Source organism: Rhodohalobacter halophilus (assembly GCF_001715195.1).
In the GTDB taxonomy this organism is placed as follows: Bacteria; Bacteroidota; Rhodothermia; order Balneolales; family Balneolaceae; genus Rhodohalobacter; species Rhodohalobacter halophilus.
In genome coordinates this window covers 132,031-158,557 of sequence record NZ_MDWE01000001.1, presented here as the reverse complement: position 1 = coordinate 158,557, position 26,527 = coordinate 132,031, and the positions used below count along the sequence as shown (strand labels likewise).

Genomic DNA, 26,527 nt, shown 5'->3' with positions numbered 1-26,527 from the left:
ACCTGCAAATTTTCAATCAAAAAATCTTTGGAATCTAACGAAAAATGAACCTCGAAAACAAATTCCGGAGGCCTGTTTTTCATTTCTATATAAATGAAAAGAACAGTGAACTGCCGGTTAATGGATAAAATTGCATTGTACATCTTTAACTAATTGATTATCAGTGTTTTGCAATGGAAATGGGAACGTTTTTTCCATAATCATCGTTAAAAACTGTAAATGAAGTTTCTTGATTTATTAAAAGAATCTCCCATTTTAAAGCAGAATGTTCAACCAATTTGAATGATTATGCCTGAAGAAGAGAAGTATGAAGAGATGATTGAAAATCCAACCAAGCATCAGCTAAAAGCTATCCATCACGCCCGTGAGAGAGCTTGCATCGATGCAATGAAATCCTCCTCCTCCAAAAATCCACACAACAAAGGTTCAGATTTGGCCGGTTTATGGGACTACGTTTACGAAGAGTATCTGCAAATTCAATAGCCGGTAATCACTTTCAGGGCTCCCGGAACTATGTTGATTTTTAAATTCCGGATTTCCGAGCCTGCATGTTCACCGTCGGCATGAACTGCAAGCGGAAGCTCAGACAGGATGTCGATTTCCCGGCTCAACTCTGTTTTTAACTCTTTCATCCATTTTTGTGGACCCCACCTGAAAAAAGGGAGGTAAAAGAGGATTTTTAAGAATGATATTTTTTTGATGGTGATAAAATTGATCAGTCCATCCGTTAAATCCGCATCCGGAGCTAAATAAAACTTCCCGCCTTCCCACTTTCCGTTACATGCTGTCATCATCAACAGTTTCTCGCTGAAGCGATCTCCATCAACGTTTAATTGAACCTGAGAGCCCCGGAATTTCCATGCAGATTTGATGGCGCCGAGTACGTACACAATGGGTCCGCTCAACCATTTGTATGATTTAGAGTAGTAGTTTGCCAGGCCATCGAGTCCAAGCCCAAGTGTGTTGACGCACCACCCATCTGCATCTCCGCTGTACCGTATCAGGTCAATTGGGACCGGAGGGTGATGTTGTAATATCTCAAAACATCGGGTCAAGCTACATCTTACCTGAATTGCCTTTGCAAAATCATTTCCTGTACCTATCGGCAGTACCCCGAGAGTTGCATTAGTTTCTGCCAAGCCACTCACAACACTGTTCACCGTTCCGTCACCCCCACAGGCTACAATAATGTCGAAAGTTTGAGCTTTCCTTTTTGCGAGCTCGGAAACGGAATCATTAGCTTGAACATTCACAACTTCAGAAGTATGCCATCTTGCTTCAGCTTCTCCTGAAATGATCCGGTGAAGAGTCTGCCGATCTCCTTTTCCGGCAGCGGGGTTCACAATGAAACAGATAGATGAATGGCTTTTTTGCATAGAGAGATACTAAGCCAAATCATCAAAAAATAGAAATGGAAATTTTTCCAATAATTATCCGCTCATTCTCTCGATGTTGCGAATTAGGTGGTGAAGGTGAGATTCGATCGTATCATACGGGCGATAGCCTTTCGACATCAGGCCAGTGTCGTTGCCAATTTCAAGAAGGAGGGCAGGGAATGCCGACGCGTTGTTTTGTTGAACCCACTTGAACTGATTGCGGGTTATTTTCTCAATTTCGTCACTTGTAAAAACAGCTTCAAATTCAGCCGGATCAATTGGAAAGTCTTCGAGGATGGATAGATAGGTATCCGGTTTGTTGAGGTTTGCACCATTTTGAAAAAAAGCGTGTTGTATTGCTCCTGCAAAATAGAGGGCCTCATCCGGGGCCAGGCGATTCACGGCGTTCTGTGCTTTGCAACCGGGCATGGAGTCGTACATATAACTACCCTCATCCAGGAGTTGCAGAAACGGTTGGCCAAATACTACACCGGTTTTGTTTTCAACGACGTTCAATGAATCATCAATAGATTTATATCCTTCAGAAAGTGGTAGAGCATTCTCGTCAACCGCCAGGCCACCGGGCACAACCCGGATGTTCAACCGATTCTTAAACCGCTCGGCCAATTTTTCAATGACCGGATGGAAGGAGTAACACCATCCGCAAAGTGGATCGTAAACATAAACCAGGGTAATACTACTTCTCATCGTTTTTCGATTCTTTTACCTTTAAGTTTATTTGAGTAGAATTTTCATTGCTCTCTGAGCTGAGTTCTGCCAGGCGTTCTCCGGCTTCCTTGATTGGAATAGAAACGGCACTTGCACCGGCTTTTTGCATCACTTCAGCTTCCTCTTCGCGCATGGTAAGAACATAAATAAGCCCGCCAAATCCCGCAGTTCGTAACGTGCGCGTTGCATTCTCTTTAACAGATTGATTTCCCATGGCAATCATCACAGATTTGATATTGTCTAGGTCGATGTTTGTCCAAAGATCGGAGTCCTGTATGTCTCCGTAAACGACTCGACGCCCTGATTCAAGATTTCTCTCAATTCGGTCCGGGTCAATATCCATCCCAACAACCGGTTTGTTCTGTTCCCGGAGTTTGTCATAGGCTGCGCGTCCGGCATTTCCCATTCCTACGATCAAGTATTCTGCAGAACCGAGAGAAACGGTTTGATGCTCCGGGTGGCGGCCTTCCCGTTCAAACTTAAGAAGAAAATCTTGCCAGCGTTTCCATAGCTTTTCTTCGTTGATGGTGATCGGGGCATTGATGGCGTAGGATATAGCAGTGATCAAGCCTAAAACGACAATGGTTTCATCGGGAATATAACCATTCTGATTCGCAACAAGTCCGGCAATAAGGGTAAACTCACTATAGGCTGTAAGTGAAATAGATGCTAAAAACCCGGTTCTGGCTCTATATTTGAAAAGCATAAACAGCCAATAAAAAAGAACAGTTTTCACTGGCAGGATGAGCAGAATGATGCCTATATAATAATATTCAGAAAAAGAGGGGAAACCGGTTAAGCCCACATCCAAAAAGAATCCTACCAGGAATGCCTCTTTTACGCCCCACATCTTTTTTCCAATTTGATCTGCCCGTTCATCGGATGCCAGAAGCATACCGGCAGCAAGGGCTCCAAGTTCACCGGAGAGATTGAAATATTCAAAGAAGGATGCGCCACCCAGTGCCAGAGCCAATCCAAAAAGCATCCATACTTCATCATCCTTTATTATTCCCAATAGTTTGATCAGAATTGGCCTGAAAAGCGGCAGGGTAAAAACGGAAAGACCCCAAATGGAGGGTGTGCCTCCGCCGGTATACGCGATTATCGCAATGGCAACGAGATCCTGAATAATTAATATACCGATCGCCGCCCGGCCATAGAGTGCACCGAGCTCATTCCGGCGCTCCAGATTTTTAGCTGTCAGAACAGTACTTGAAAAACCGAGCGTTATTGAGATGATTATGGCTGTTTCTAATCCAAATCCAAACAGCAGAGAGATGGGGGTAAAGATTGCCGTGGAGATGATCAGGTGTGTCAGCCCTATACCAAGTATATCGTAACGAAGAATATTTTTTAAACGAATGTGAAGGCCAACGGTGAAGAGCAGAAAAAGTACACCGAGATGAGCGATCTCTTCAAGCATTTCTCCGCTTTTATAGCCAAATGCAGCCAGTGTTAATCCGGCTGCCAGGTATCCGACGAGCGGGGGTAAATGAATCCTTGATGCTGCAAACCCAAGTAGAAACGCCACGCCGATCCAGATTATATCCATCTATTATTCCGTAAAATTAGCCTTTTCTTTATGAGAAGTGTTGAATATAAGAATTGTTACAGGCTTTTGACTTGGTTAATTATTTTATGAGCTTCTTCTATTTCATCTCGAATAATCGTGTGCCCCATACCGGGATAGATCTGTTTATTGACGGAAGCGCCCAATTTTTCCATCACGGTTACGCTCTCCTCAACCCGTTCCACCGGAATGTGAGCGTCATTGTCTGAACAGCCTACAAAATAGGGAGTTCCCTCAAGTGAACCGGTATAGTTTTTGGGATTTACGGAATCTCCGTCTCCAATAATGCCTCCGCTGAAAGCAATAAGGCCGCCATATCGCGTCGGGTGACGAGCCACAAACTCTGTTGCCAAACAGGCGCCCTGTGAAAATCCAAGAATGATAATCTTCTCTTTCGGCATTCCTATCTCTTCAAGATTGGCAACAATGTTAAAAATAGCCTGAAGCCCCGAAGAAAGTCCGGGCTGATTATTTTTTGATGGAGCCATAAACGAGTACGGATACCACGTGTTGCCGGATGCCTGGGGCGCCACAAAATGGAAATTATCTGCTTTGAATTCATGAGCAAGCGGAAGGATGCTAGTCGCCGTTGCGCCACGCCCGTGGATCAAAATGATGGCTCCGTCAGCTTTTTCCGGTTCAACCCCGGCCGTTACAGTTCTGCTTTTTTGATGGGGTCCTTCAAATGGATTTTCTTTGTTTGCTTTAAACATATTTGGTTTTAGTGGTTTTTCAATTTCAAATGATTGCCACGGAGGCACGGAATAACATATACTGTATTGCATATTTCCGTGCTTCTGTGGCTTATACTTTAATCTGTTTTTAACTTCGGCAGTCGTGCTTCTATTTCATCGCGATGTTTTTCGTACCAGGACGGAAGTTTGAGGCTTTCTCCAAGCTGTTCAAAAGGCTCATCTACATCAAACCCGGGAATATCGGTGGCAATTTCAAATAGTACGCCGCCCGCTTCCCGGAAATAGATTGACCGAAAGTAGTCACGGTTTTTCACCGGTGTGACCTGAAATCCCATCTTCCGGATCTTTTCACTCCACTCAGCCTGCGCCTTATCATCCGGTACGCGAAATGCGATGTGATGAATTGAGCCTCTTCCAAACCGTCCGTTTAAGTTAGGTTCGGCTTTTAAATCTACGTAACGCCCGAGCCGGCTGTCGGGTTCCGAAGAGTAGCGGCTCAGGCCATGTTCATTCCCTTCAGATTTCCACCCCATTTCAGTAAGGAGTTCTCCGGTTCTGCCAATGTCCGGCAAGCTTAAGGTTGTACCGAAAAACCCGCGAATAGCGTGTTTGTCATCCACGCCTCCATATCCTACGGTCTCTTTGTCATTTACGTCCGCATCTGCGACGATCTCAATTTTCATCCCATCGTTATCGGTCAATGGAAGATGCTCAAACCCAAATCTGGTATAGATTTCTCCGGTTTCAATCCCCTTTTTTTTGAAACGTTTCTGCCAGTATTCGAGGGAACCGCCCGGAACGGCATATTGCACGGCAGTTGCTTCACCCTTGTTTGGCTGACCATCCACAACATGCTGCCACGGGAAGAACGTAATGGCACTACCCGGCTCGGCATGGTGGTTGCCGTAATAGAGGTGATAGGTAAAGGGATCATCAAAATTGATGGTTTTTTTGATGAACCGAAGCCCTAACTTATTCCTGTAGAAATTGAAATTTTCCTGGGGCGGTCCTGAAACCGCTGTGATATGGTGAAGGCCTTTGATTGATTCAGCCATAATGTTTTCCAATTGTTTCTTTTTTACTTTTCTAACACAAGATAATCAAAAATAGTTCAACATTAAACTAAATTATGTCCGGTATGAACCCGAATAAATTCGATAAGCTGGGGATTGCATTAGGCGGGGGTGCCGCACTGGGAGCCGCTCATGTGGGAATACTCAAAGCTCTGTATGAAAAAGATATCAAACCGTCATTTATTACGGGAACCAGTATCGGGGCATTTGTGGCGGCGCACATAGCATTTGGAACATCAATTGATAAGCTGGAAGAGATTGCGCTGGATTTAAACTGGCTTGATATCACCGGAATAAAACTCTCAAAACTTGGAATTTTGAGCAATGAGCGTTTAGGTAAAAATGTGCTTGATCAGCTTGGAAAGGTGAACATTGAAGATGCTGAGATTCCACTCAGCATGATCTCAACAGATATTTCAACTGGTAAGAAAGTTATTTTAAACAGGGGGCCGCTCTACAAAGCTGTGATGGCCAGCACATGCCTGCCGGGGGTGTTTGTGCCGGTTGAGTGGGAGGATATGCTCCTGGTGGATGGAGTCCTCTGCGAAAATGTGCCGGTGAGTCCGCTGCGTGAAATGGGAGCCAAAGATATTATTGCCGTGGATTTGACTACGAATCGGGAATACAAGCGTCCGGATGATATTGTGGATGTATTGGTCAATACGTTTGATATTGGCTTGAACAACATGATTAAACAGCAGATCAGGGATGATGAGATCTTTATGATTCAGCCGAAACTTAGCGCTTACAACAAAGCAGATACCAGCCAGACCGAGAAATTAATTGAAGAGGGGTACGAGGCGGCAAGGGCAGTTTTAGAGTGATACTGTTTTTAAGCAGAATCAATAGACCTATTTATCGGAAATTATGTGAAATAAAAAGTTACGACTCTAAAGTAGAACTGCTATTTTGAGGAGATTTTAAATATTTATCTACACATGTAAACTATTGACCTGACACACTGATTTACTGTAAATGAACATTTTTACTATCATCATCCTGGCTGCCATTCTAATCGATTACCTGCTGGGAATTTCTTCCAATTTGCTCAACCTGAAATCTCTTGATAAATCTCTGCCAGATGAGTTTGAAGATGTGTATGATGAGGAGACCTATTCGAAATCTCAGCAGTACACCAAAGTACGGACAAAATTCGGCTTTTTTACCGGTACGGTTGACATTTTAATTCTGCTCGTTTTCTGGTTTGCCGGCGGATTTAACTGGCTCGATCAGTGGGCGAGAGGATTCGAGTTTGGTGTAATCGGAACCGGGCTTATTTTTATAGGAGCTCTGGTATTGGGTAAAATGATTATTTCCATGCCGTTTGGAATTTACTCCACGTTTGTGATCGAAGAACGGTTCGGGTTCAACAAAACCACACCGGGCACTTTTGTAATGGATCGGCTGAAAGGAATATTACTGTCTGTACTCATAGGTGCACCGCTTCTGGCCGGTATTATTGCCTTCTTTGAGTATGGCGGCCCCTGGGCATGGGTGTACGCCTGGCTTGCTGTTACAGCGTTTTCCCTGGTCATGCAGTATGTGGCTCCCACGTGGATTATGCCGCTGTTCAACAAGTTTGAACCGCTGGAGGATGGTGAACTGCGTCAGGCGATTGAAGAGTACGCCTACAGTGTAAACTTTCCGCTTCAGGGCGTTTATGTGATGGACGGTTCAAAACGATCATCCAAATCGAATGCATTTTTTACAGGGTTTGGCAAGAATAAGCGGATAGCCCTGTTTGATACACTCATTGACAAGCACACAACCGATGAGTTGGTGGCGGTTCTGGCGCACGAAATTGGTCATTACAAGAAAAAACATATCATCAAAAATATGGCGATCTCCATCCTCCAGACCGGGATCATGTTTGCACTGCTGTCGATATTTCTGCAGGTTCCGGCGTTGTTTGACGCCTTCTTTATGGATCAAATGAGCGTTTATGCGGGCCTGCTCTTTTTCGGACTTCTTTATTCTCCTGTGGAAACCATTCTTGGAATCGGCATGCAGATGTTGAGCCGGAAATATGAGTATGAAGCCGATTACTATGCGGCATCCACGTTAGGTAACGGTAAACCGATGATTGATGCCCTCAAAAAACTTTCCAAGGATAACCTGAGTAACCTTACACCGCATCCGTTCTATGTTTTTTTGAACTATTCACATCCTCCGGTGTTGGAGAGGATCAGGGCCATTCGGAATGGTTGACTAAGACGGTTCAATGTTTTGGTTAATGTGGAAAAAATTGTTGGGGTCATATTTTGATTTGATCTTCTTCAACCGATTATAGTTTTTACCATAGGTCGCTTTGATGCGATCTTCTCCCTCTTCCATCATAAAGTTTATGTATGCCCCGCCCATGGTGTGAGGGTGCAATGCTTTCCAGTAATCTTTTGCCCAATTGGTGATGGTTTCAGCATTTGACGGTTCCGGATCTACACCGGCAATTACCATCGACCAAGTGGCATTTCGTTTGTCCCAGGCCGTATCCCCATTGGCAGGCCGGTGGGCGGCACCGTTCACCGGGTACAGGTGCATGGTGGAGTGCATGGTCGGAACAGAACCATATTTCTTGTGAATCTCAATCGCTTTGTCACTGATTTCATTTACAAAATCCCCTTTCCAGTACCACTGCATTCCGGCAGGATAAAGTTCATCAAACATACTTTGCAGGGCGGGATAAGGCATGTTACCCGTAAATTCAAAAAGCGGGCTGATAACGTTTCGTGCTTCATCCAGCGCTTGGTTAAATTGTTTTTCATCTCCTGTGCAGCACCAAAGTAATCCACACACCTTTTCTCCGTGTATAGATTTGGGAAATGGATCTCCGGGTGGTACTTCAGCCACAAGATAGAAAGCGTAGATATCATCGGGCTGTTTCTTTAACCAGTTCCGATACCACTTCAAGGTAGTTTCCAAATCGTTGACCTTCCAGAACATTGGACCGGCATACACATTTTTAACCGGGTGAAGCTGAAATTCGAAGGATGTGACAACACCAAAGTTTCCACCTCCTCCCCGAATGGCCCAGAAGAGTTCGGGTTTCTGATCTTTGCTGGTATGTACAAGGCTTCCATCCGCCAACACCACATCCGCGCTGATCAGATTGTCTATTGTTAGCCCGTACTTTCGGGTGAGATATCCGTGGCCGCCACCCAGTGTTAAACCACCCACCCCGGTTGTTGAAATAACTCCGCTAACGGTTGCAAGCCCAAAAGCGTGCGTTGCATGATCCACTTCGCCCCAGGTGCAACCCGGCTCCACTCGAACAGTTTTAGCACTTGGATCCACACGAATGCCTTTCATTGGTGATAAATCAATTACAACTCCGCCATCAACGAGGCCCAGTCCGGGGCCGCTATGACCACCACCGCGTATGGCAGTCTCCAGGGAGTTTTCACGGGCAAAATTTACGGATGCAATGACATCGGCAACATTTGTGCATTGAACGATAAATCGTGGGTGCTTGTCGATCATGCCATTATAAATACTGCGGGCTTCATCATACTCGGAATCATCAGGCTGAATAAATTTACCCCGAATCGAATTCCGAAATTTTTGAATGGTTTCTTGATCTATTGAATTAGAGTGTTGACTTCTTTTCGTATTCATTTTTTATTCTCGATTTAATTGTTAATTGATATGTAGGCCGGCAGGTGCAAACCTGTAATGCAAATCTTACTGCAATGCTTTTTCCCCACGGGCCACGACAAATTCACCGGGTATTGTGTAACCGTTGCCCATTTTGAACGGTTCGATCGATTTGAGATATTCTTGATGTACGAGGTTTCTGGTCTGTTCATCAAACTTTTGATAGGCGAGTGCCACCGGTCCACCTGCAAATGCAGCCATGAGTGCTGTTTCAGGATTGGCGTAGTACATTTCGGTTTGGAAACGTACAATTTCAGTGTGATCGAAACCGGCTTCTTTGAATGAATTTTTTAAAACATTTCCGGTTCCCTGTTGAAAAAAGAGCGGACAAACGTCGGAAGCAACCTGCCGGTCAACGATGGGAAAAACCTCTGCCCATCCACAGTTTTTCCTCTCTCCCCAGATGGATACGGTTGCCCGTCCGCCGGGTTTTAGCAGACGGTGCATCTCTTTGAGTCCCTCAACCGGATCGGGGAAATACATTAAACCGAGACAGCAGATGGCAGCATCAAAGTGGAAGTCATCAATTTCTAATTGTTGGCCATCCATTCTCAAAAAGTAGATGTTGGATAAATCTCGCTCCTCAGCCGCATTCATTGCCAGATTCACCATCCCCTGGGAAAGATCGGTTGCAACGATCGTCCCGTCTGAACCTATTTGTTCAGCTGCTCTGAAGGTAACCAGGCCGGTTCCACAGGATGTTTCCAGAACGGTTTCTCCTGGTTTGAGATCACTCATTTCCAAAAGTTTATCCCTTGCGGGTTTTAATTGCTTTTTCCAGGAGGGTTCGTAGTTATTTGCAGCTTTATCCCAGCCGTAACGCTGAACGCGCAGTTGAAGTCGTGGTTCCATATTCGTTCTGTTTTAATAGTATTGATTTAAACACGGTTTTTTTGAACAGTTGATCAGGATGCAGATGTAACATATTCCTCATCGTTGATCCGGATCGATCTTTTTACAGGAATCGCTCTTTTAAAATCATCCAGTACCGGGCTCATCCTGTCGGCTTTACAGATCATTTCTTCAATGTCTTCCGGTGCTTCCTGGCTGTTTATGAAAACTTGATATCTGATCTCTTTAAAACCGGGAGGTCGATCGTCAATTCCGAGCATGCCGCGGGCGTCCATATCGGTTTCAACATGAATGCGAATGTCATCAACTTGAAGGCCCATAACAGCGGCCTGTTGTGAATAGGCAATGGCGAGACAGCTTCCCAAAGCTCCGCGCTCTAAAATTCCCGGACCGGGTCCGGCATTATTTCCTCCCTCGGTTTTTCCTATATCCACTTTAAAGGACCAGTGCTTGTGTGTTACTTCGCATGTAGTACCGTTGTGCAGCCTGATTTTTGTAGTAGCAGTGCCTATTCCTTTCGAAGGGCGAAGTTCTACCACTTTCTGATTTCTCAGCCAGGCGTTCTTTATCGTTTCCCGATCGGCCATAATGGTGTAGTTATAGGTTAATGTGTTCGGGTTTCAGTTTGATAGGTTTTTTTTAATGATTCTGGAAATAATTAAGCCCTCTTGACTACATCAGTAAGTTTTATTAAACCTTGTTGACTGATCCGTCTAACCATGTTAGATTAAAGATCTCTCTGAAGTAGCACGGTGCCGGACTGGTATGTAAAGCAGAAAAAATCGTTTTCCTCTATCATTTATGTTGGTATGGGAAGTAATTGTAGGCTCAGTGGTTTAGATGGAGAGAGTTAGCATAACATCACTTCTTAAAGCTCACTCTTCAGGAGATGAGTACGCCCTGGACCAGTTGATCCCCTTGGTTTATAGCGAAATGCATAGGATGGCAGAGGGCAGATTGATTGGAGAGCGGCCGGACCATACCTACAGTGCCACGGCTTTGGTTCATGAGGCATACTTGAAGTTGGTAGATTTCAACAAGATCGACTGGAAAAATCGGAATCATTTTTTTGGAATTGCTTCTCAGGTCATGCGAAATATACTCGTCAACTACGCTGTCAGAAAAAAAGCAGATAAGAGAGGAGGCGACAATCATAAAGTGACCTTGTCGGCAGAGCATGTAAAATTCGAAGCGGATTTGCACGATATCATAACCGTTGACTCAGCACTGAAAAAGCTCGAGCAGATTGATGCAAGACAAGCGAAAGTTGTAGAGTGCAGGTTTTTTGGCGGTTTGACGATTTCGGAGACAGCCGGTGTGCTTGGAATTTCCGAACCGACGGTTAGTAGAGACTGGCAGGTTGCCCGAGCATGGCTGAATCGCGAAATTAGCAGATAGAATAGAATATTTAGAGAGGTTCGAGTATGGATCAACAAAGAAAAAAAGTGGAGAAGATCTTCTGGGAGGTATTGAGGTTAGATGGAAGTGAACGCAGAGAATTCCTGGATCAAAACTGCGAAAACAAAGTGATTCGGCAGGAAGTGCAATCACTGATTGATGCACATGAAAAAGAGAGTATCCTGGATCTGCCGCTTAATACCATTCGTGATGAAGTGTTGTCTGAAAAAAGAGATGGCAGAATGGATGGCGAGGTGATTGGAAGGTACAAGATTGTGAAGCAGATTGCCTCGGGAGGAATGGGGACAGTTTTTTTAGCTGAACGTGCCGACGGCGAATATGAGCAGAACGTAGCTCTGAAATTGCTGAAGGGAAATATCACGTCTAAACAGCAGATACAACGGTTTCGATATGAGCGCCAAATTCTGGCTTCTCTTCAAAACGATCACATCGCGCGTCTTTTTGACGGAGGGGTTACGCAGTATGGTCAGCCATGGTTTGTTATGGAATACATTGAGGGGATTTCAATTACAGACTATTGTGATGAGCATAATTTAAAGGTAAAAGAGCGTATAGAGCTCTTTTTAGATGTTTGCAATGCCGTTCAATACGCTCATCAGAAGCTGGTTGTGCATCGGGATCTGAAACCTTCGAATATTTTGGTGACATCGCAGGGTGTAGTGAAGCTGGTGGATTTTGGAATTGCGAAAACGATTGACAAAGAGCAGGGGACTGAACATTCAGAATCAAGAAAAGGGTTGCTTCCACTCACCCCAGCTTATGCAAGTCCGGAACAGATTAGTATGGGAGAGATGGCAACAACTTCCGATCAGTATCAGCTTGGAGTCATTTTATATGAACTGCTCACAGGTTTCAGACCTTATAATCTGGATGATTTAACTCCTGAACAAATTGCGGATAAAATATGCAGATCTGCTCCCGCTCGGCCATCAGAGCGTGTGGGAGGGGGAGCTCGAAATGTAAAGGGCTCAGAAGATTTGAATAAAAGGAACATGGATTCCAGGCATCTGAGCAGGAAGTTAAAAGGAGATCTGGATAGCATTATTCTGAAAAGTCTGAGTAAGGAACCCTCAAAACGATACAATTCAGTGGAGCAGATGTCGGATGATCTGAAGCGGTATTTAGATCGAAAACCGGTGGTGGCACACCCTGCTGCAAAGTTGTATAAAACGGTTAAGTTTCTAAAACGCCACCCGATTGAATCCGTTGCCTCAGCTATTGTTTTTATGTTGATTCTTGTATACCTGTTTACAATCACGAGGTATTCAGCGCAAACGCGTGCTGCACTCGAGCAGGTGGAAGTTGAAGCATCGAAATCTGAACAGGTAGTGGATTTTCTGGTGGGCATGTTTGAAGCCGGTGACCCTTATGAAAACATTGGAGGAGAGGTGCCCGTGAGCGACCTTCTTGAAAGGGGGCGGTTAAATGCCGAAAATTTACACGATCAACCGGATGTTCAGGCCCATATTTTTGATGCGATCGGCCGAGTGTACGTCTCAATCGGTGAATTTGAGGAGGCTTCAAAACTGTTACAGCGCGCTGCGGATTTTAATGAAAAAAGGGGTAATTCGAATCCGGTTGAGCTGGCTGATACCTACTACCATCTCGCTTTTGCATTGCACCATTTGGCAGAGTACAGAGAGGCTGATAAACTTTTTGACCGAGCATTATCAAACTACCGCAATGTGTCAAATCATCGATCTGTAGAGTATGCAAATACACTGAACCTGGCAGCTAACATTGAAACGACCCGCGGCAACTACTCTAAGGCTGTGGAGATGCACCGCGAGTCATTAGAAATGTTTCGTGAGTTTTCGGGCAGTGATCGATTGATGGCTTCAGCATATCACGGTTTGGGTGATGCCCTGCTCTATGCAGGATTGACCGAGGAGGCTTTAAAAAATCTGTGGATATCATTTGAACTGTTTGAAGATCTGTTTAGCCCGAACCATCCATTCATTGCCGGAGTTCATGAATCCTTATCAAGAGCCTACCTGATTGATGAGCAGTATGATCAGGCAGAGAGACACTTAATGAGATCGTTAACCATCCGGAGTACGGTTTTGGGTGATGGCCACATTGAAACAGGAATCAGTCGAAAGTCGCTGGCCGATTTTTACAAAAACCTGGAGAGATATGATGAGGCCGGCGAAATTTATCAGGAGCTTTTAAATGGAATGTCGGATTCCAATCCGCTTCGGCGACCGGTTATTCAGGCCATGGCAGATCTCTACACCAGATCGGCTGATTATGAAAAAGCTGAGTCGTACTATCGGCAAACAGCAGACTTGCTGAGGGAACACCTTCATACTATGCATCCCAGACTGCTATCAAGCGAACTGAATCTTGGAAAAAATCTTATGAAACAGGGAAAGGTTGATCAGGCAGAAGAATTGCTGATTCAATTACAAATTAAAATAGAGAGCTCCGGTGTGGAAGCGGATCAGGGTTTTCTGAATGAGTTTGCCTCCGTACTGGCAGAGTTGGATCTTCATGTGAAACAGCAAGAGGTTGTCCACGGTATGGAGAGAGGTATTCAATAAGGTGATTGATATCCTCAATATTCATCAGGAGAATTTTGCATCAAATGATAAGTTAAAAAGTGTTCCATTTCGTTCGGGTGCCGGTTTGTAGGAAAAATTTCCGTCAATCTGCCTTGCAAGGGTTTGAATCAGTTCCATACCAATTGACTCAGATTCCGGGTTTTCATGCTCTTCGGGAATACCAACTCCGTTATCAAATATCTTCAGGGTTACCGCCTTCCCGGCCTTCTTAAGGCTGATATGGATTTCTCCCTCATTCATATCCCTGAAAGCGTGTTTCAGACAGTTGGTGATCACTTCGTTGACAACGAGCGAACATGGAACCGCCTGGTTGATATTTAACTGAATCGGTTCCAGATCGTACTTTATATTAATCTCTTTGGAGTGGTTCATTGTAGCGAGAATCGTTTCTACAAGTCTGATCAGCCCTTCATCAAACTCCATGTTTGAAAAGCTGTTTGATTGATAGAGCTGTTCGTGAATATTGGCCATCGATTTAACCCGCAGTGTACTGTTCAGTAACTTTTCCTGAACCTCTTCATCTGACTCTTTAAAAGATTGGATCTGTAACATCCCGGAAATAACGGCGAGGTTGTTTTTAACACGGTGATGGATTTCAGCAAGAAGAGTCTCTTTCTCTTCGAGTGACTCCTCGATCTCTTTTTGATGAATCAGGAGGTTTTGTTTTAAATTTTGTTGTGACTCAATAGTTTCCTGAAGACCGCGGAACAGCATCGGCAGAAAAATGACAGCAACAATACTCAATAATATTGAGTTGGCAGAAATTGAGAGCCATGACGCGACTTCGTGACTTTCCCGTAACGGATAATCGACCTGTTGAAGATAGATGAGCCCTGCGTGTGCAAGGCAGATGAAAATGTTAATGTAGATTGTTAGAATGCCGGCACGGGTTGGGAGAATGAGCAGTGCAAATATGGTTGCCCCAAACAGATAGGTGAGGCCGGCACCGTGTTCACCCATATAAAAAATCAGGACAGAAGCCACAGTATAGATCAGTGAGAGAAACAGGAATTTCCGTTGTTTCAATTCAATGCCGCCATACAGGGAGATCATCGAGATGGCTATGCCGAAGAGGAGGTATGCGATTGTGAGCGTTGGCAGACTGAGCGAGTAGACCACGATGGCCGAAGGAATTAAAATGAGAAGCCCGAGAGGAAAAAGGTAGACAACAATACTTGCAAAAAGCCTGTTTCGCCAGTACTGTAAACCATCCATCCGGGTGAAATCACCCATACAGTTTTGACGAACTCTCAGTTTATACGTATCCCATAATTTTGCCATTAAAGCTCCCACAAATGATGGTGGTCTATCCGGGGTATCCTGTCAGATGAATTTCAATTCCTAGTATGAAATCTAATCACAGGGTTTGCAAATGGCAAAAAAGATAAAGCTATCTGATTTGTTGTATGTATATCAAGTTTTTAAGAGTGGGGTAAATCTAATTTTGGGCAGCATAATAGCCGGGACCTTTTACAAATCGGCCGGGTGATTCGCCCGTATGCTCTCCATTATCCAAAACTTGGATGCCGTTCACAAAAACATGTTCAACCCCTGTAGCGTACTGATGCGGATTTTCAAACGTGGCGTGATCCTCAATGGTTTCAGGATCAAAAATGACGATATCCGCATAGTACCCCTCTTTTAAAAGTCCGCGGTTATTCAATTTTAAATTAGTCGCAGGCAGTCCTGTAAGACGATAGATCGCCTCTTCGAGTGAAATTAGCTTTTCCTCCCGAACGTATTTACCCAGCAGGCGGGCAAAATTTCCCCATGCCCGTGGGTGCATTTGTCGGTTCAGAATATCCCCTTCTGCAGCAAAAGTACCTCCGTCTGACCCGAAACTCATCCATGGAAGCTGAATCTGGCGCTGTACGTTCTCTTCACTCATCAGATAGTAGATTGCACCAATTCGATTGTTATCTTCTACGGTCAGATCCACTGCTGTGCGTACTTCATCTTTATCTCCGCGTTCGGCCGCAACTTCACTGAGTGTCATTCCCACATACTTTTGCAGCTCATCGCTTCTCAAACCGACAAGAATAATCCCGTTACCTCCGCCTGCCATCAGGTAGAAATTTTCCCAACCATCGGATGGAGTTTTAATCTCTTCAATAATCTGTTCTCTGGTTTCCGGATCCTTCAGCCGTTCGATCCATGCAGAGTGACCGCCGTCTTGAGTCCAGGGTGGAAAAATAGCGGCAAGGCTTGTGGCTGCAGCATCATACGTGTACATATTCGCGGTAACCGGCTGACCTGATGAGCGGGCCTCCTCAACTTTCTCAATTACCTGATCCAGTTTGTCCCAGTTTTGCCGCCCGGCCGCTTTCAGATGGTGAATTTCTGCATGCACTCCGGCTTCCCGGCCAATCGTAATGAGCTCTTCGACCGACTCAACCAGCCGGTTGCCTTCACTGCGCATATGAGATATGTACATTCCGTCATACTCTCCAACTACTTTAGATAGTTCGATCAACTCGTCTGTTTTTGCATAAAATGCGGGTGCATAAATCAGGGATGTACCTAAGCCCATGGCCCCTTCACGCATGGCTTCATCCGTGAGCTGCTTCATAGTTGCCAACTCTTCCTCGGTTGGTTCGCGGTCGTTGTAACCGATCTGGTGAATCCTGAGTGTTGTTGCCCCCACGAATGATCCCACATTAGTGGAAATACCGTTATCTTCCAGGTGCTGAAGGCCTTCGCCGAGTGTTTGCCACAAATAGTCAGACGGATTGTCTCCCCAGCGCTGTCTCTGCATCTCTTCGCTAAGCGGTCCTACCGAACTGCCCTCGCCAAACAGCTCTAGGGTTACACCCTGTTTAATTCCGCTCATCGATCGTCCGTCATTTAATAGAGAACCGGCTCCCCAGCTCAGCATGTTGATAAACCCCGGGGTCACAGCTTTTCCACCGGCATTAATTACTTTTTTTGCTCCTGAGGTGTTATGTATGGTTCCTATTGTGACAATTTTATCACCTCGTATTCCGATATCGGCTTCATCAGGAAAATCACCGCTTCCGTCATAAACAATACCATTGGTAATAACGATATCATATTTTTCTGCAGTACAAGAGGCAAAAAGAGTTGCGAAAGCAAGGAGTGGGATAAGTAACCGATTGAGCATATTGAGGCTTCAGTTTGTTTGAATTTAGATCAAAGTAATAAGGAGCAATTATTAAAAGTGTAAAAAGATTTTTATCCGGCCGAAAGTGATTAGCCAAAGGAAGGATAATGCTTATTTCCGTTTGTCTTTTACATAAATCGCTTTGGACTGTCCCTGGCCAACCGGTCGTTCTTCAATTTCAAATAGTTTAGTGGCTTTAATCAATTCGCCAAGTTTTGGATAGCCATAATTTCTGGGATCGAAGTCGGGTGACTGCTTGGCAATATGGCTGCCAACGGGTGCAAGGTGGGCCCAGCCGCTGTCATCTGACGAAGCTTTTACAGCATTTCGAATTAAGCTGACCAGTTTGGTATCCTGTTTCAATTCCAGGGTGGAGTAGCGTTTTCCTGATCCGGTTTCCTCTTCATCATCGCGGAGAACTTCTGTGTAGATGAATTTATCGCAGGCAGCAACGAATGGCTCCGGTGTTTTCTTTTCGCCAAAACCGTATACAACCAAGCCCGATTCACGAATCCGAGCTGCAAGCTTCGTAAAATCACTATCGCTCGAAATCAGACAAAATCCATCAAACTCCTGTGTATAGAGCAGATCCATCGCATCAATGATCAATGCACTGTCAGTCGCATTCTTACCTTTTGTGTAGCCAAACTGCTGGATGGGCTGAATGGAGAAATTGAGCAGCACATCCTTCCAGCTTTTAAGCTGAGGAGACGTCCAGTCGCCATAAATTCGTTTAACATTTGCCGTACCGTACTTTGCAATTTCAGCAAGCAGGTTTTCAATAACCGAAGGTTGAGCATTATCAGCATCAATAAGAACGGCCAGTTTTCGAACGGATTCCTGTTCCATGTTTCTATACAGAGTTGGATTAATTTTGACTTAATGTACCATAGATTCAGATTGATTGAAAACTGATACCCCTGAACCTTACTTGTGTGTCCGAGCCAGTAGCGGTATACTGTACAGAGACGTTATTGCAATACAGAATGCAACAGATCGTTATTTAAATACATTTTTTAACTAAACAGACAGATATGCCAAAGTGTGAAATTTACGAAGATGTGAAGGGTGAATGGAGATGGAGACAGGTAAAGAAAAACGGTGATATTGTTGAGTTCTCCAAACAGGGTTTTAAGACTCGCGAAGAGTGTGAGAAGAATGGAAAAGAAGAAGGCCCCTGCACATCTTATAAGCTGGCGCTTTGATGTTTTAACTTATTGGTCCGGCTTTAGGTATGCCCGGCAAATGGATACGAATTGATTGGGTTGATCCAGAAAAGCGTAGTGACCGGCATCTTCAATTCGGACCAAAACCCCATTTTTTAACCCCGATTCCAACCGCTCTGCCTGATCCATCGGGGTAGCTGTATCATTTTCTCCCCATAGTAACAGTGCTTCATGATCAATTTTAGGAAGAAGTTCATCCTGAAACTCTGTCACTGTTTTTACAAAGGTCTCACGCATTACACCGGATAGTTTTTGGTAGTCGGATGATCCGAGCATTTTCCACAATCTTGTGTTTCGGAGTGCATTCAAACCTCTCTTTTGAAGTCGCTCCGGTAAAATAAGGAGGGGCGCTTTCAGGATTTTTGCCGTGTATTTTTTCAGGTAAAATTTAAATGACCGTTTCGGTTTGAGCCCGGCACCGCCTGTAATGATGATTTTCCCTGCTCTTTTTTCAAAATCCGGATCGGTCAACAACTTCAGAAGCACGCGATTTCCAAAGGAGTGAACAAGCAGGTCAACGGCTTCATTACCAAACTGGTGTGCTGCATACTCCTTCACCATCCCGGCAAATTGATCAAGACTCCATGGAGCGGGCGGTTCCGGTGAGTTCCCAAAACCGGGAAAATCGATCAGGTAGCAGGTGCGGATATCACTCAGTTTATCAGCGAGAGGCATCATTACGGAAGAGTTGCTCCCCCAGCCGTGCAGAATTAGCAGCGGTTTACCTGACCCAGTGCTTTGCCAGGCTATTTTTGCTCCCTGATACTCGAAAAAATGAGGCGTCATAGATGATTTCTGTAAGGCATTAACAGATTTTGTTTCATAAAGGTAAGGGAATTGATTCAAAAGCTCCCGTCAACCTTAAGAAAGTTACGGACTGATGAAACGAAAACTTTTCTATCTGTTTGAACGATTACAAATTAAACGAAGCGAGAGAGTAGCCATCATTGTGATGCTTGTACTATCGGTTTTTCTTACCGGAATCTATTCATTTCCGGAGATATTGTTTCCGAAGGGAGGTTTTGACTATAGTGTGTCGGACTCTCTATTTGAAGCAAAAAGTGCTCAGTTCCAGAAAGAACATGATGAAATCATGCTCAGGTATCAACCACTGCCTGAAGTGAATCAGGAAATATCGGCCACCGCGATTGAGACCGCCCCGAAAGATACAGTTCCGCCCGACTCTTCAAGCCGGGGCACGAATAGCGATTCCGTATCGTTAATTAACATCAATACAGCTACGGCGGAGCAGCTGCAGGAATTGCCGGGAATCGGTCCTGCCTATGCGTCAAGAATTATAGAGTGGCGAATTGAAAACGGACGGTTTACTTCGAAGGATCAGCTTATAGAGATCCGGGGAATCGGTGAAAAACGCCTGGAAGCGATCAAGCCGCTTATTAAGCTTTAATGTAAATTGATAACTATTTACTTTTTGGGCCGATAAGTAGACGAATTTCAGGTTCTGTTTCGTCATCACTCTGTGTTAACCGTATCGAAGGTTATTACGTAAAAAAATTTGTCAATTGCCCCGTTGCTTTTCTATACCCGTACGCTTTCACTATTTTTAGACAGAATTTAAAAAAAGAGTTTATGGCCAACAGAATTTTATGGGCTGACGACGAGATCGATCAGCTGAAAGCGCACATCATTTTTCTCGAAAATAAAGGATTCAAAATTACACCGGTTGCAAACGGTGAAGATGCGGTGTCGATGATTCGGCGCGAACCGTTTGATATTGTTTTCCTCGATGAACAGATGCCGGGGATGGACGGCCTTGCCACACTCGATCAAATACAGAATATTCAGCCTTCACTGCCGGTGGTGATGATCACCAAAAGCGAGGAGGAGTCGATTATGGAGGATGCGATTGGGAGCAAGATTTCAGACTATCTGATTAAACCTGTCAATCCTAATCAAATTCTGTTAACGGTTAAGCGTATTCTGGATAAACAGCGCATTCAGAATGAAAAAGCAGCTCAGACCTACCTGAAAAACTTTAATGAACTATCATCTCGCTTCAATGATGACACCGATTGGAAAGGGTGGATAGATATTTACAAAACCCTGACTCACTGGGAGATGAATCTGGAATCGAGCGATGAGGGATTGCAGCAGGTACTTCAGGATCAGTTTCAGCAGGCAAACCAGGCGTTTGGCCGTTTCATCAAGATGGAATACAGAAGCTGGTTAAAAGGAAATGATGAAGCACCTCTGCTCAGTCCGTTTTTGATGCAGGAGAAAGTTTTTCCACGTTTGAGAGAGGATGAAAAAGTTGTTTTTATTCTGATAGATTGTATGCGGTACGATCAGTGGCTACTTTTTCAGCAGATTCTTTCTGAATACTACACGATCGATACCGACTATTACTATTCTATTTTACCAACGGCCACACCCTATTCGAGGAACGCCATTTTTTCAGGAATGTATCCGCAGGAAATTAAACGACGCTATCCACAGCTTTGGGAAATGGGGCAGGACGAAACATCCCTGAATCGCCACGAAGAGGAGCTTTTAAAAAAATATCTGCAGCGGAATCATTTTGCCGATCAGGTGAAGTATGAGAAGGTGATCGATCCGGAGGATGGAAACCGGATTGCCGGTAAGATTTCCAACTATACGCAGTCGCCGCTCACGGCTATTGTGTACAATTTTGTGGATACGCTTGTTCACAGCCGGTCGGATTCTGAAGTACTTAAGCAGATTGCCCCGGATGTTCCGGCTTTCCGGTCGTTGACGGAGACCTGGTTTCAGCACTCATCGCTTCTGAGAATTTTCAAGGAGCTGGCCGATGAGGATGTTACCGTAGTTGTGACCAGTGATCACGGTTCAGTGCGTGCTCTGCGCGATACCAAAGTATTTGGGGATAAAGATGCGGCCACGAATCTACGCTACAAGTATGGACGAAATTTGCGAGCGGAGGAGAGTGCCGCTATTTATATCGATAAACCCGAAGAGTACATGCTTCCAGTAGATCCGCCGGCCAATAGCTATATTATTGCAAAAGAGGATTACTTTTTTGTGTACCCAAATAATTACAACAAATTTCAAAACCGCTACCGGGATACATTCCAGCATGGCGGTGCCTCTATGGAGGAGATGATTTTGCCTGTTTCTGTATTAAAATCGAAAAGCTGAGATGAAGAAAGAGATCAGTAACAGTGAACAGGACACTTTTCGAATTGCAAAATCGTTTGCCGGAGAGTGTAAACCGGGAGATGTAATCTGCCTGAAAGGTGATTTGGGCGCAGGAAAAACTCATTTTACAAAAGGCTTTGTTACAGCGTTTGGTATTGATGCAAATCAGGTGACTTCTCCCACTTTTTCCTTAATCAATGAGTATGAAGGAGATGGAATGGATCTGTTCCATTTTGACTTTTACAGACTCGAACATTTACAGGAAGCACTTGAAATTGGTGCAGAAGAGTATTTATATGGAAACGGCATTTGTGTGGTGGAATGGCCTGAAAGAATTGAGGAAATAATACCACATGATGCAAAAGTTATTACGATCAGAAACGCAGGTGCAAACCGACGTGAAATTATATTTGAATGATGAGTACGAAAAACCGACGGCTATCCTATCGGCTTGATCTTTTGCCGGTAATTTATCCATATCACCGAAGGGCGATAAACCCCATTCAGTTGGGTGACCTTGTGTACTACGGTCCATCGCCGGAGTATTATGGGATCGGTGAGGTAGTTCGTGCAGAAGATAACTACTGCGTGGTTGATTTCAGGGGGACCGGCCTTCTTGGTATTCAAAAAGATGTATTTTCAAACAAATATCTGATCCCGATCCATAAGTTGAATCTGAGCCATCTGCTTAAATCAACTTAACCTGACAGATGCTCATCCTCAGCTCCATCTCTCCCAATTAGCCAGATAATAATGGCGGTTGCCAAGCCGGGGTAAAACGGTTCAACCCCAAAGAATGCATACCCTTCGGCCTGATGTGGTTGCCAGGTTCCCAAAATAAGCCAGATAAACGAGACGGCTGAAGCGCCAATAATGGTTCCGATCGCATAAGCATTTTTTAGCCTGAACGGTCTCAGATAGATGCCTAAAACGGGAACCAGCAATCCGGGAATAAAAACCGAACCGATAACATACCATAAATCGATTACGCTTGGATAGACAATAATCAGTAAAATGCCGAGAAGTGCGGAAACCAAAATTCCGATGCGCGTGAGTAGGTTTGGATTGGTTTGTGGAAAGTACTTTACCAGAAAGTCACGACCCAGTGTCTGACCCGAAATAAACAGGTAGCTGTCCAGGGTAGACATGATGGTGGCCAGCAGTGAAACAAAAAAGAGTCCTTTCAAGCCGATAGGCAAGATTTGATCTGCAAGTAGTGGGTAAGCCAAAACCGGCTGTTCAAGACCGGGACCCAGAATGGCAAATGCGTAGAGTCCGGCAAAAGCGGTCAGAAAATCGAACCCCATCCAGAAAAGTATAGAGACAAAAATTCCTTTTCGGGCAGTGGAGGGAGATTCTGCCGCGGCTGCTCGCTGGTGGAAGCTTGGATCAACAAAGGTCCAAAGGGCAATAAAAAACCACACCAAAATATATTGGATGGAGTTGCCGCCGCTTATATCGAAGTGTACATCGGTGACAGCATCAGAAAGCTCCCCGAAACCACCGAATGTTCCAACGGCAAACATCAACAGAATAATAAACCCTGAGAACATCAGGATAATTTGAAGGATATCTGTTCGAATAACGGCTCCAAATCCGCCAATGGTGATATAGAGAACGGAAAACAGTGCCACGAGTGAAGCGTAAAAGAGAAAGGGTGCATCACCGCCGGATAGAAACTGGAACAGAAGACCGAGCATTAAAATGTAGGGTGCGGGGCTTACCAGGATAAATATTGGGAGCGCACTTAAGCGTCCTGCTCGTTCGCTGTATCGGTTGGCGATCGCTTCGGGAATCGTTAAAGCTTTATTGAGGCGAATTTTACCCGCCAGAAAGATGGCAAATATAGCCGAGAAGATATAAAACGGAGCACCCAGAATCAGCCATTGGGATATTCCGTATTGATAGCTCCATTCGCCGACACCCAGAATTCCGCCGTACCAGGTAGAAACCAGCGTGGCCACAAAAGCGGGAAGTGTAACTTTTCTTCCACTGAGTAAAAATTCCTCTTCATTGTCTGATGACCACCCTTTTTTCCAGCTTAACCAAATAAGAAAAAAGAAATAACTTGCAACCAGCAGCCAGTCCAGTCCCGAAAAAGTAGCGTCCACAGTTAGTCAGTTTTGTGATTAATGAAGATGAGAAGGTCTCCCTTTTTATGGACAATTTCGATTTTATTTTCAATTGTTTCATTCGAACTTCCATCCTGTACACCATTTTCCAGAACTCCATCAGTAAGTGAGTATTTTAATCCTCTTGTTGAGATCCCGTCAACCTTGCCCGATAGGGGAAAAAGTGATACGGTTGTTTTCATGGGAAGTTCTGTTTCGAAATGTATGGGAAGCAGAAACAGATCTGAATAACGGTCTTTGAAAATGATGGACTCAAATTGATTATGGAACTGTTTTAAAACAGAGAGGTTCTTTAAAGTGTGATCGAGTCGTTTCCCGGTTGCCCCGAAAACAGTCACATGGTTTGCTTCCATTTTGTAGGCATAGGCAAGAGCTTTCTCCAGGTCGTTAGTCTCCTGATCGGGATCGTGAATAACCTCTCCCGGTTCTTGCCCCGTTTTTTGATAACTGTCAAGATCCCCGATAATTACATCCGGATGTACTCCCATCCGATCTGCTGTAAATGCTCCACCATCGGCTGCGATAAATAGTGAGGAGTTCTTTAATTCCTTTTTAAGTTGTTCTGGTTTTGGGGGTGTGCCGTCACATAAAATTACAACATTCATCCGTTTGTGTATTAAGTTGAAGTAAAAATTTTATTTGACGTTTTACCCTAATAACAGGTACGTTAATGTCTTTTCAAAAATCGGGTAAGATGCCGATTTAAAAATGAGTATCAGGATAAAAAATTATGTTTAAAGAATTCATCGAAAAGATAAAAAACTATAATCGAATAGGTGTTATTTCTCACATTCGACCTGATGGAGACTGTATAGGTGCACAAGTAGGGCTTTCTCTTTGGCTGCAAAAAAATGGTTTTGAGGCAGAGGCTTTTAACGATGATGATGTTCCGGTTAACCTTGAATGGCTTCAGGAGAAATTTACTGTTCAGGAGTTTGATATCGAAAAGATCGCAACATTCGATCTGCTTATTTTGGTGGATGGGAATGCCCTTCACAGGTTTTCTCATTCCGATAACTGGTATAAAGGAATGGATATGCCCGTATGGATGATTGACCACCACCCCGATCCGAACGATGAATTTGACCTGCAAATATCTGTTCCGGGCGCTTCCTCAACCTGCGAGCTAATTTACAATCTATACAAAGAGCACAATCCCGAACAGCTGGACACGAGTGCTGCAATGGCTCTCTATACAGGAATTATTACCGATACAGGTTCTTTACAGTTTGACAGTGTAACGCCGGAAACGCTGGAGGCTGTAGCTGATATTTTACGTAGAGGGGATTTCAAACCGAATATTGTTGCTGAGCAGGTTTTTTCAACCAAAACAGAGGCTCAATACAAATTGTTGAGTCTGGCTTTAGGTACCATCAAGTTGTATGAAAGCAATCAGATTGCAGTGATGTACGTTACCCAAGAGATGCTCAAAGAAACCGGTACAACAAATAGTGATACGGAAGGATTTGTAAGTTATCCGCTCAGTATTGCGGGAGTTAAAGCTGCAATTTTATTAAAAGATCTGGATGAAGAGGGCGTTAAGATGAGCCTGAGGTCGCGAAGTGATGTGGATGTTAATGTGTGGGCGCGGCAACTGGATGGCGGCGGACACAAAAAGGCAGCCGGTGCCTGGCATCCCGGTCCGCTGGAACAGGCAATTGATGATGTGATAGAAATTGGTAAGAAACAGTTGAAAAAAGCTTGAATCGAAAAACACTCTATATTGTACTTGGAGCAGCACTGCTGATGGTGGCGGCTTGTCAGCCGGAGGGCAGTCAATCTGATGAATCGGCTTCTGAACGGCCTCCGTTCTCTGCCGCATATCTTGACGAGCAGGGAGTGATACCCCCCCGGGATGTTGAAAATCCATACGGGGAGCCTCGGGATATAGAATCCCGGATAGAATCGACCCGCGAAAATGCAATTACCCGAGCTGTTGAAATTGGCAGTGCCGCGGTTGTGAGTATTATGGCAACTGAACCCATTCGGCGACCGGATAACCCAAGAGATGAATTTTTCCGTTTCTTTTTTGGTGAACAAATGCCCCGCGAAAACACCAACATGGGGTCGGGATTCATAATCAGCGAAGATGGGCTTGTGGTTACCAATCAGCATGTGGTAGGGAGCGATCCGTCCGAAATTTCAATCTCTCTCGGTGATGGTTCCACATTTGATGCGGAACTGGTTGGTGTAGATGAATTGACGGATATTGCCTTGATTCGTATCCGTTCAGATCAAACATTTCCCTTCCTCAATTTTACTGATTCAGACAGTGTGATTGTCGGGGAGTGGTCTATTGCACTTGGCAACCCCTTCGGTCTGTTTGATGACGGCCAGCCAACGGTGACAGTAGGTGTAATCAGCGCAAAGAATCGGGACTTTCGCGCTAACCCAAACAACCCCAGAGTGTATATAGATATGATCCAGACGGATGCTGCCATCAACCGTGGGAATTCGGGAGGGCCTTTACTAAACAGCAATGGCGAGGTTATTGGAATGAACACGTTTATCTATACCGGGGGTACGAGTGCCGGTTTTGTTGGGCTGAGCTTTGCCATTCCCAGTAACCGGATAGAGAAAATTATATCTCAGCTACTGACTAGCGGTGTGGTAATGTTGGATTACGACCCCGGTATGGAGTTTACTTCCATGACAGAACAACTGATTTACAGGTACCGATTGCCGTATGTACAAGGCCTTTTGGTCACCAGTGTGAATAAAAACGGACCAGCTTTTGAGTGCGGTATACTTCCAGGAGATGTAATTGTTAAAATTGGGGATGAACGGGTGATGAGTGAAATGCACGCCTGGGCATTGTTGCGTGATTATGATGTAGGCGACGACATGCGAGTTGAACTGATTCGAGAAGGCGAGCTTTTCGAAACAGAAATGCAGCTGAGACAGAAAGTGAAACAGAACACCGCAGATAGTTCACGTCAATAATTAAACTGTTATTTTTGATCTGCGAACCAACTGAATAGGAA

The 26,527-nt window shown here is 44.6% G+C and carries 26 protein-coding genes; 12 read left to right on the top strand and 14 right to left on the bottom strand.

Features of this window, described 5'->3' with window-relative positions; all coding sequences use genetic code 11:
- Positions 1 to 288 precede the first annotated feature (288 nt).
- Positions 289 to 483: a hypothetical protein gene (locus BG260_RS00655; protein WP_069130011.1), complete on the top strand. Its 195-nt coding sequence runs from the start codon at positions 289 to 291 to the stop codon at positions 481 to 483.
- Here the strand turns inward: BG260_RS00655 and BG260_RS00650 are convergent.
- The 5 genes from BG260_RS00650 to BG260_RS00630 form a co-directional block, all read right to left on the bottom strand.
- On the bottom strand, positions 477 to 1,376 hold the full coding sequence (locus tag BG260_RS00650) for a diacylglycerol/lipid kinase family protein (RefSeq protein WP_083750006.1): 900 nt from the start codon (positions 1,374 to 1,376) through the stop codon (positions 477 to 479). The genes BG260_RS00655 and BG260_RS00650 overlap by 7 nt on opposite strands.
- Before the next feature lie 54 nt (positions 1,377 to 1,430).
- Complete coding sequence (locus BG260_RS00645) at positions 1,431 to 2,084, bottom strand: DsbA family protein (RefSeq protein ID WP_069130009.1); 654 nt, start codon at positions 2,082 to 2,084, stop codon at positions 1,431 to 1,433.
- Positions 2,074 to 3,657 carry a cation:proton antiporter family protein gene (locus tag BG260_RS00640; protein ID WP_069130008.1) on the bottom strand — a complete coding sequence of 528 codons (1,584 nt, stop codon included), beginning with the start codon at positions 3,655 to 3,657 and terminating at the stop codon, positions 2,074 to 2,076. The genes BG260_RS00645 and BG260_RS00640 overlap by 11 nt, the downstream gene beginning before the upstream one ends.
- A gap of 56 nt (positions 3,658 to 3,713) precedes the next feature.
- Positions 3,714 to 4,388, bottom strand: a complete 675-nt coding sequence (locus tag BG260_RS00635; RefSeq protein ID WP_069130007.1) for an alpha/beta hydrolase — start codon at positions 4,386 to 4,388, stop codon at positions 3,714 to 3,716.
- A 98-nt stretch (positions 4,389 to 4,486) separates the two neighbouring features.
- A complete protein-coding gene (locus BG260_RS00630) occupies positions 4,487 to 5,425 on the bottom strand; it encodes a ring-cleaving dioxygenase (protein ID WP_069130006.1) in 939 nt (312 codons plus the stop codon).
- A gap of 83 nt (positions 5,426 to 5,508) precedes the next feature.
- Between BG260_RS00630 and BG260_RS00625 the strand changes: the two genes are divergently transcribed.
- Positions 5,509 to 6,267, top strand: coding sequence for a patatin-like phospholipase family protein (locus tag BG260_RS00625; RefSeq protein WP_069130030.1), 759 nt, complete (start codon positions 5,509 to 5,511; stop codon positions 6,265 to 6,267).
- 151 nt (positions 6,268 to 6,418) lie between these two features.
- Entirely contained in the window at positions 6,419 to 7,651 is a 1,233-nt protein-coding gene (locus BG260_RS00620) for a M48 family metallopeptidase (RefSeq protein WP_069130005.1), read from the top strand.
- Here the strand turns inward: BG260_RS00620 and BG260_RS00615 are convergent, their stop codons facing one another.
- The 3 genes from BG260_RS00615 to BG260_RS00605 all read right to left on the bottom strand — a co-directional run bounded on the left by BG260_RS00615 (position 7,652) and on the right by BG260_RS00605 (position 10,533).
- On the bottom strand, positions 7,652 to 9,055 hold the full coding sequence (locus tag BG260_RS00615) for an FAD-binding oxidoreductase (RefSeq protein ID WP_069130004.1): 1,404 nt from the start codon (positions 9,053 to 9,055) through the stop codon (positions 7,652 to 7,654). It lies immediately after the preceding gene.
- A gap of 66 nt (positions 9,056 to 9,121) precedes the next feature.
- Entirely contained in the window at positions 9,122 to 9,946 is an 825-nt protein-coding gene (locus BG260_RS00610) for a class I SAM-dependent methyltransferase (protein ID WP_069130003.1), read from the bottom strand.
- A gap of 53 nt (positions 9,947 to 9,999) precedes the next feature.
- Positions 10,000 to 10,533 (bottom strand): OsmC family protein, encoded by a 534-nt coding sequence (locus BG260_RS00605; RefSeq protein WP_069130002.1) that lies wholly within the window; start codon positions 10,531 to 10,533, stop codon positions 10,000 to 10,002.
- Positions 10,534 to 10,786: 253 nt separating this feature from the next.
- Here BG260_RS00605 and BG260_RS00600 point away from each other — a divergent pair, with 253 nt between their 5' ends.
- Both BG260_RS00600 and BG260_RS00595 read left to right on the top strand, forming a co-directional pair.
- Positions 10,787 to 11,344 (top strand): sigma-70 family RNA polymerase sigma factor, encoded by a 558-nt coding sequence (locus tag BG260_RS00600; RefSeq protein WP_069130001.1) that lies wholly within the window; start codon positions 10,787 to 10,789, stop codon positions 11,342 to 11,344.
- A gap of 26 nt (positions 11,345 to 11,370) precedes the next feature.
- Complete coding sequence (locus tag BG260_RS00595) at positions 11,371 to 13,908, top strand: serine/threonine-protein kinase (protein WP_069130000.1); 2,538 nt, start codon at positions 11,371 to 11,373, stop codon at positions 13,906 to 13,908.
- A 24-nt stretch (positions 13,909 to 13,932) separates the two neighbouring features.
- Here the strand turns inward: BG260_RS00595 and BG260_RS00590 are convergent, their stop codons facing one another.
- The 3 genes from BG260_RS00590 to BG260_RS00580 form a co-directional block, all read right to left on the bottom strand.
- Positions 13,933 to 15,210, bottom strand: coding sequence for a sensor histidine kinase (locus BG260_RS00590; RefSeq protein WP_083750005.1), 1,278 nt, complete (start codon positions 15,208 to 15,210; stop codon positions 13,933 to 13,935).
- A 157-nt stretch (positions 15,211 to 15,367) separates the two neighbouring features.
- Complete coding sequence (locus BG260_RS00585; RefSeq protein ID WP_069129998.1) at positions 15,368 to 17,050, bottom strand: N-acyl-D-amino-acid deacylase family protein; 1,683 nt, start codon at positions 17,048 to 17,050, stop codon at positions 15,368 to 15,370.
- 111 nt (positions 17,051 to 17,161) lie between these two features.
- Entirely contained in the window at positions 17,162 to 17,899 is a 738-nt protein-coding gene (locus tag BG260_RS00580) for an NYN domain-containing protein (protein WP_069129997.1), read from the bottom strand.
- A gap of 185 nt (positions 17,900 to 18,084) precedes the next feature.
- On the opposite strand from BG260_RS00580, the gene BG260_RS14100 reads away from it, so the two are divergent.
- Positions 18,085 to 18,255 carry a YegP family protein gene (locus tag BG260_RS14100; protein ID WP_176719396.1) on the top strand — a complete coding sequence of 57 codons (171 nt, stop codon included), beginning with the start codon at positions 18,085 to 18,087 and terminating at the stop codon, positions 18,253 to 18,255.
- Positions 18,256 to 18,264: 9 nt separating this feature from the next.
- Here the strand turns inward: BG260_RS14100 and BG260_RS00575 are convergent, their stop codons facing one another.
- On the bottom strand, positions 18,265 to 19,062 hold the full coding sequence (locus BG260_RS00575) for an alpha/beta fold hydrolase (RefSeq protein ID WP_069129996.1): 798 nt from the start codon (positions 19,060 to 19,062) through the stop codon (positions 18,265 to 18,267).
- A 94-nt stretch (positions 19,063 to 19,156) separates the two neighbouring features.
- Between BG260_RS00575 and BG260_RS00570 the strand changes: the two genes are divergently transcribed.
- From BG260_RS00570 to BG260_RS00555, 4 genes are all read left to right on the top strand, one after another.
- Positions 19,157 to 19,684 (top strand): ComEA family DNA-binding protein, encoded by a 528-nt coding sequence (locus BG260_RS00570; RefSeq protein WP_069129995.1) that lies wholly within the window; start codon positions 19,157 to 19,159, stop codon positions 19,682 to 19,684.
- Between the two features lie 182 nt (positions 19,685 to 19,866).
- Positions 19,867 to 21,411 (top strand): T9SS response regulator signal transducer PorX, encoded by a 1,545-nt coding sequence (gene porX, locus BG260_RS00565; RefSeq protein WP_069129994.1) that lies wholly within the window; start codon positions 19,867 to 19,869, stop codon positions 21,409 to 21,411.
- 1 nt (position 21,412) lies between these two features.
- Positions 21,413 to 21,829: a tRNA (adenosine(37)-N6)-threonylcarbamoyltransferase complex ATPase subunit type 1 TsaE gene (gene tsaE, locus BG260_RS00560; RefSeq protein ID WP_069129993.1), complete on the top strand. Its 417-nt coding sequence runs from the start codon at positions 21,413 to 21,415 to the stop codon at positions 21,827 to 21,829.
- Complete coding sequence (locus BG260_RS00555; protein ID WP_069129992.1) at positions 21,826 to 22,113, top strand: hypothetical protein; 288 nt, start codon at positions 21,826 to 21,828, stop codon at positions 22,111 to 22,113. The genes tsaE and BG260_RS00555 overlap by 4 nt, the downstream gene beginning before the upstream one ends.
- Here the strand turns inward: BG260_RS00555 and BG260_RS00550 are convergent.
- Positions 22,110 to 23,522, bottom strand: a complete 1,413-nt coding sequence (locus BG260_RS00550) for a sodium:solute symporter family protein (RefSeq protein ID WP_069129991.1) — start codon at positions 23,520 to 23,522, stop codon at positions 22,110 to 22,112. The two genes, BG260_RS00555 and BG260_RS00550, sit on opposite strands and share 4 nt — an antisense overlap.
- Positions 23,523 to 23,524: 2 nt before the next feature.
- Entirely contained in the window at positions 23,525 to 24,148 is a 624-nt protein-coding gene (locus BG260_RS00545; protein WP_069129990.1) for a thiamine diphosphokinase, read from the bottom strand.
- Positions 24,149 to 24,273: 125 nt separating this feature from the next.
- On the opposite strand from BG260_RS00545, the gene BG260_RS00540 reads away from it, so the two are divergent.
- Together BG260_RS00540 and BG260_RS00535 are read left to right on the top strand one after the other, a co-directional pair.
- Complete coding sequence (locus BG260_RS00540) at positions 24,274 to 25,248, top strand: DHH family phosphoesterase (RefSeq protein ID WP_069129989.1); 975 nt, start codon at positions 24,274 to 24,276, stop codon at positions 25,246 to 25,248.
- Positions 25,245 to 26,486, top strand: a complete 1,242-nt coding sequence (locus BG260_RS00535; RefSeq protein WP_069129988.1) for a S1C family serine protease — start codon at positions 25,245 to 25,247, stop codon at positions 26,484 to 26,486. The genes BG260_RS00540 and BG260_RS00535 overlap by 4 nt, the downstream gene beginning before the upstream one ends.
- Positions 26,487 to 26,527 lie beyond the last annotated feature (41 nt).